The organism is Hydrotalea sp. (genome assembly GCF_049968455.1).
Taxonomy (GTDB): Bacteria; Bacteroidota; Bacteroidia; order Chitinophagales; family Chitinophagaceae; genus Hydrotalea.
On record NZ_JBMFQT010000035.1, the window covers coordinates 1 to 4,535 of the forward strand.

Consider the following 4,535-nt stretch of genomic DNA (forward strand, 5'->3'; position numbering starts at 1 on the left):
TGTCCACCTTTTAAGTTGTCAGCGCTTAAACCAATACGAATAAATTTAATGGCTTAAAAATTTTTACAGTTACCAATACTAGAACCTACCTGCATCAAATGGGCAGAATATAAAGTACCTTAATATTCCACAAAGCATACCGACGAAGCGTGTAAAATAGCGTTCTGAAGCAATTCACCACAGTAGTACTAACGCTGCATCGGAGTAACCCCGCAAAAATGGCTGTCATATTTTTGCGGTGCCCTTTTTTGTTACTTTTTTGGGCAAGCAAAAAAGTAAAGAAAGCTTTTTCCTAGTGGTGGGTGTCCCCACTATCCGATAGTACATCATGTTGAAGCCTGCCAACATCAAATGGCAGAACTTTATATACTTATTTTCCACAAAGCATGCCGACGAAGGATGTAGAATAGCGTTCTGCAGTAATTCACCACAGTAGTACTAACGCTTCATCGAAGTATCTCAGGAAAAATGGCTGTCTTATTTCCCCCTAGTGGTAGGTATCCCCACCGACCACATCACTCTCCCTTCCCCGCAGTATCTACCCTTGGTAAATCTTTTTTAGTAAAAGCTATTCACACAAAGGCGTTTACGTTGTTAGAAGCTTGTGTGGGATGCAGCAGCCTCCCTTCGCTATCCTTTCCAAAACTGATTCAACTTACGCAAAGGCTTGGCATACAAAGTGTACCACTTGGGCTGTAAACCATTCACCTTCCAGGCCATGGCATCTTTACGGTTGGCTTTGAAACGCGCCAAGAGGGTTTGATTACTGGCACCCCCTGCCCGCATATAAACCAAGGTTTGCGGCAAATACGCTAACCGTATGCCGTGTTTATGTATCAAACGCAGCATTAACTCATAATCGGCTGCCGTACCTAAATTCAAATTGAACAAACCATATTGCTCATATACTTTTCTGCGCACAAAAAAAGTAGGATGTGGGGGCATCCACCCTTGCAAAAAAGCACCCTGCCTATAATGACCGGCTACCCAATAGCGCTGCACTTTTGCCACATTATCTTTATGCACATACACCAAATCGCCATACACTGCATCACAGCCCGTAGTTTCAAACAGCTGTAATACCTTTTCCAATACCGTATCCGATGCATAAAAATCATCCGCATTTAAAATACCAATCACTTCTCCCCTAGCCCGCTGTATGCCCTTATTCATGGCATCGTACATCCCTTCATCGGGTGCTGAAATATAAATGGCAGCCGTATTTTGCAATACCTGTTCCGTACCATCGGTTGATTGTCCGTCCATAATTAAATGTTCTAACGGCACCACCGTTTGTGTAGCAACCGACTCCACGGTTTGTAAAATGGTAGCCGCATTATTAAAGCTGGGCGTTATAATGGAAATGGTTAGCATGTGTTCGCTTAATCGGTTATCACCCGTTCTTTCACCCATTCAGCCGGATGTCCGCTGTAAATGCCAAAAGGCAATAAATCTTTCGTGGCCACAGAACGCAGGGTTAATACACTGTGTTCTCCACAGGTAACACCTCCGGTTACTACAGCCTGTGCACCAATCCATACCCCGTTGTGCAGGGTAATAGGCTGTACCATTAGGTCGAACGCCACTTTTGTATAATTGTGGTTACCGGTAATTAGTAAGGCTTGCTGCGATAGACATACATTGTTGCCTATGTTTACAGTGGTTAAATTATCAATCCATACCCCTTCACCAATCCATACCTCGTTACCTATTGTTAAGTGCCAGGGATACTTGATGTTCGCCGACGGTTTAATCACCACATGCCGCCCCACTGCTGCACCAAAAAGTCGCAACAAGGCTACTTTTAAACCACTGAAGGGAAATAAAGCGGTTTTAAAAATAACCGCATTGGTATAATACCACAGCAACCGCTTTAGGGCAGATCCGCCGGGTATATACCAGCTATTGTCGTATTGATTCAGTTGTACGCGTTGCATTGTTTATTTTAATCGAACAAAAGACCATAATCGTATTCCCAATTATTTTGCTCCACTACCTGTAATGCCAGGCTATGTGCCCCGCTACAAAAGGTGATCCATTCGCTTGTTTCCATCAAAGCCAATTCATCAATGGTTTGCGCTATTTGATGCACCGATTCAATAGGTATATCCCATCCTGCCTGTTTTTCCTGCAAATGTTGCCAGGGTGTAAAGGTACTAATCAATACCGGACGGGCGGCACTGAGACTTTCATAAATGGCATGCCCAAAATTTTCTCCTTTGGTCAATAATACCAACGCATCATATTGTGCAATGGTGGATTGTACGGCGGTGGGTGGTACACTGCCCTTGTAAGCTACCTGAATATGGGCGGGCATTTGCTGCATTTGCTTTTCACATTCCTGCCAATACCGGGTATCTACTATCGGACCATATATGTGTAATGTTATGGATTGCTGGCACAAGCGCAAGGCCTGCAATAACAGCAACAAGTTTTTCTTTTCCGTAATCAACGATAAATAAATCAGTTGTAAACCACCCGCTCGTTTATTTGAGGGTAACCATTCCTGCAATGGCCATTTGGGAATATTGGCCGCAACAACCACCCGGGCATTTTCTTTGGCAAAACGCCGAATATCATTGGCTTCATCGGGTGTAGTGGCATGCCAAACTACCCCTTTACACAAAGCCAGTAATCCCAACCCTTTGAAATAAATTTTTTTGCGCCAAGGCTTTACCGCCAAGGCTCCCGGTTGTAGCATACCCCTGGGACAAACAATTATGCGCTCTACCTTAATTTTTTTCTTTTTCCACCACTGCAAAGGCCATATAAACCAGGGCATTCCATACATCCCATTGATGTACACCGCATTCGGCTGCAAGGATTGTATACACTGTAACAGTACCTTTCGGGTAATACGGCCCGAAGCATACCAAACCATTACCTGCTTCCCATTCACTGTCAGGGTTTGCCATTGGTTGGTTTGCACCGATGGATAAACAGAGGTTTCCCCTAAGTCGTGTGCCGAGGTAAATACCGCAAAGCGGTACCGTTGTCCTAAATGTTCTACCAAATGCAGCAGCGATTGCACAGGACCACCGGCTTTATACCCCGGATAAAAATAGGGGTTAAGAATGAGTATGGTTTTTATCGCTGCTTCCATGGTATACAAAAGTACTGCCTATCCATGACTGAATTACCTTCCCGGCGTCGATTCATCCAACTGTACCTTTTCATCAACTGCTAATAACTGTTGTAAACGCCATTTATAGGCCGTAAAACTAAAATGCTGCCAAACTTGCTGTTGCAATAATTCGCCTTTCATATCAGGAGGATGCAATAGAATTTGTTGCAGCGCCTGTAAAATAGCTGCCGGGTCGGAGGGATCAACCAAGGTGCCCAAACGGCCATTCAGTAAGGCATCGCGACTGCCATCCTTATTGCCGGCAATAACCGGTAAGCCGCAAGCCATGGCTTCAATGAACACAATACCAAAACCCTCTTTCTGACTGGGCATGATGAACACATCGGCCATTAAATAATGTTGTTGCAATAGTGCATCGGGCACAAATCCCAACAAAAACACGTGTTGTTGCAGTTGTAGTATTTCTATCAGTTGTTGCATCCGCATAGCTTCGGCCGCATCGGCTTTGCCAATGATATAATAGCGAATATGGGGATTCATTTGCAGTAAGGCGGGCATCAATCGTACCACCGTGTCGTAGCCTTTGTATTTTTCTGACGATTGCAAACGGGTTACCGTTAGTAATACTTTTGTTTCGGGAGTAATTTGGTATTGCTGTAATAAATCGGCCGGTTTGGCACAAAGCGCCGGAAGCGTAAAATACGCATCTAAAGTATTGGGAAATATCCGGCATTGGGCCGGTTGTAAAAAAGCATGGTGTTGCAATAACTGCTCACGGGTATAATGACTAACACAATAAATATGGTTTAATTTAGTCAATAATGTTTTTTTGATGCCCTTTTGGGGTTGCCATACTTCAATACCATGGGCAATCAGGATAATTTGCACTTTTGGGAAAAAGGCTTTGATTAACACCCCTACTACTGCTAAATTAATATGCCCCAATATGATGGTCCGAAAACCGGAAGCTTCTGTTAAGGTATTGCCCACAAATTGTAAGCGCTTACCACCGAATCCCTTAAAACGTTTTCTGGGGAAATAACGGCGATCCGTTTCTGTATCATACATGGAATAGGCTTCTGCCTGAATGACCCCATCCACACTCAATTCATGCAAGGCTTTCAGGAAGTTGCGATTGAATTTTTCAATGCCGCCGGTAAACGAAAAAGCTTTTAGATACAGGAATAATACTTTATGCATGGGAAAGCAGGGTTAATTTGCTGATACTGCGCATCAGTGGATTACTGATGCGGGGAAATATTTTTTTCAATAAGGGATAAAGGTATCGAATGAAGGTAATCTATTTTTCAGAGGCCGGGGTGCTTTGGAACGAAAGTTCGTTTGCGAAAGCAATGGTAAGTTTACTTATACTATTCTTCACTTTTTGTTTGGATACAAAAAGTGACAAAAAAATCAAGGCTCCATCCGCTTGCCTAAAAATGACGATTAC

At 43.5% G+C, this 4,535-nt stretch carries 4 protein-coding genes; all 4 read right to left on the reverse strand.

Annotation, left to right across the window (positions count from 1 at the left end; translation table 11 throughout):
- Positions 1–630: 630 nt before the first annotated feature.
- Genes ACP5P5_RS13315 through ACP5P5_RS13330 form a run of 4 tightly spaced genes read right to left on the reverse strand, consistent with a single transcriptional unit; the run spans position 631 to position 4,285 of the window.
- Positions 631–1,413, reverse strand: coding sequence for a glycosyltransferase family 2 protein (locus tag ACP5P5_RS13315; RefSeq protein ID WP_428286604.1), 783 nt, complete (start codon positions 1,411–1,413; stop codon positions 631–633).
- The gene (locus ACP5P5_RS13320) at positions 1,383–1,937 is read right to left on the reverse strand and encodes a WcaF family extracellular polysaccharide biosynthesis acetyltransferase (protein WP_428286605.1); all 555 of its coding nucleotides are present in this window, start codon (positions 1,935–1,937) and stop codon (positions 1,383–1,385) included. The genes ACP5P5_RS13315 and ACP5P5_RS13320 overlap by 31 nt, the downstream gene beginning before the upstream one ends.
- Positions 1,938–1,945: 8 nt before the next feature.
- Positions 1,946–3,103, reverse strand: coding sequence for a glycosyltransferase (locus ACP5P5_RS13325; RefSeq protein ID WP_428286606.1), 1,158 nt, complete (start codon positions 3,101–3,103; stop codon positions 1,946–1,948).
- Positions 3,104–3,136: 33 nt separating this feature from the next.
- Positions 3,137–4,285, reverse strand: a complete 1,149-nt coding sequence (locus tag ACP5P5_RS13330; RefSeq protein ID WP_428286607.1) for a glycosyltransferase family 4 protein — start codon at positions 4,283–4,285, stop codon at positions 3,137–3,139.
- Positions 4,286–4,535: the final 250 nt, after the last annotated feature.